Source organism: Enterobacter sp. Lyrl_3, from assembly GCF_051948675.1.
Lineage (GTDB): Bacteria > Pseudomonadota > Gammaproteobacteria > Enterobacterales > Enterobacteriaceae > Enterobacter > Enterobacter cloacae.
Window position 1 is genome coordinate 1 of sequence record NZ_JAYJLI010000052.1, and the last position, 1,472, is coordinate 1,472.

Sequence of the window (1,472 nt, forward strand, 5' to 3'; positions counted from 1 at the left end):
TGAGAAATCAGCATGACGCAACGACGCCGTAAAAAGCCAGAGAACCTCCCTGCTCGCTGGACCTGCCCGGACTGCCACCGGCGGTACTGTGGCGAGAAACCCTGTGCTTACTGTTACCGTCCGCTTCGCGCATCAGCGCACCGGTAACGCCATGACTGACTGAAAGCCTGCGATGACCCCGACGCAGAGCGCTCCCCACAGATTCAACCTGTTAACGCTTCACTGACCCGCCATTCGCCCCTGCCACGCTGCCCGTTCCGGGACGGCTGACGCCTGCGTGTCGTCTGGCGGTAAGGAATACCACGATGTATGCAAAATCCTTTATGGCCCTCGATGGCAATGGCCGCCTCATGGGAGCCAGAACCGCGCAGACCGCGCCGTATGACCGCTATCGCTGCCATCTCTGCGACAGCGCCCTGCAGTACCACCCTGAATACCAGACCGGACGCCCGTGGTTTGAACACCGGCGAGATGCGCTGACAAAGAACGGGCGGCAGCACTGTCCGTATGTCAACCCGGCACCAAAAGAAACCCGCCATGTCCGGCAACTGCAATGGTATGTACCGGAAGCCCGTCCGCTGGTTTACCACGCCGACTGGCACTGTTCGGAGTGCGGCAGCGATTACCACGGTGAACGTTACTGTCTGGCCTGCCGAACCGGTGAATACAGTCAGGAGCGAGCTGATATGGCCGCCAGCGCACAGGAGGTCACGGCATGCGCATGCTGAAATGCTACCTCGCGAACGATGCCTCTGGTCGCTTTGTGACTGCGGACGATGCGGCGAAATCGCACGGTGGTGTATGGACCTGTGCGTCCTGCGGCTGTGTGCTGTATCTGCTGACGGGCTTTGGTGAGAAACCCTGGTTTGAGCACGACCAGCGGACGGTGGCTGAAAACGTGCTGATGAACTGCGCCCACCTCGACCCGGAGGTCAAAGCTGAAGCCCGCTACAGGAAATTGCGCCGCCTTATCGGCGGGCTGGATGCGCCGGTGCTGTCGCTGGCGTGGTACTGCGCATGGTGCAGTGAGCACTACCGTGGTCAGAAATATTGCCCCTGGTGCAAAACCGGCATTTACAGCATCGAAGAGTCGGTCTGGCAGATGAATTACTGCTGCAGCACGGGCTGAAATAAACACATACCCCGGCACCGCTGCGTTCAATGACGCTGCTCCGGCAGCGTTCTCCCCTGATTGACCTATAAGAGAACATCACTTGTGAAATATTGTCTTACTGAAACGGCCGGAGTTCACCACACCGATGCCGTCAGCGCCCGTACATTTCTGCAGCAGGCCGTTGACCATTACCCACGGCTGGTGGCGTTCAGCTTCACGCTGGCCTTGCCATATCGTGACACCATGTCCGATTACCACGCGTTGATTTTGCGTTTTCACACCGAAGTCTGGCAGCGCATTGGCGAATATTCGTGGGAGCGCCGACATTCACCACCGACGCTGTTACGCTGGTTGTGGG

2 protein-coding genes and 1 pseudogene are annotated in these 1,472 nt (G+C 59.0%); all 3 read left to right on the forward strand.

What is annotated here, in order from left to right:
* The first annotated feature begins 305 nt into the window (after positions 1-305).
* Positions 306-728, forward strand: coding sequence for a putative zinc ribbon protein (locus VF709_RS24785; protein WP_336243246.1), 423 nt, complete (start codon positions 306-308; stop codon positions 726-728).
* Positions 716-1,129 (forward strand): putative zinc ribbon protein, encoded by a 414-nt coding sequence (locus VF709_RS24790; RefSeq protein WP_336243247.1) that lies wholly within the window; start codon positions 716-718, stop codon positions 1,127-1,129. The genes VF709_RS24785 and VF709_RS24790 overlap by 13 nt, the downstream gene beginning before the upstream one ends.
* A gap of 87 nt (positions 1,130-1,216) precedes the next feature.
* Positions 1,217-1,472: pseudogene (locus tag VF709_RS24795) on the forward strand (DUF3296 domain-containing protein); the annotation flags it as partial.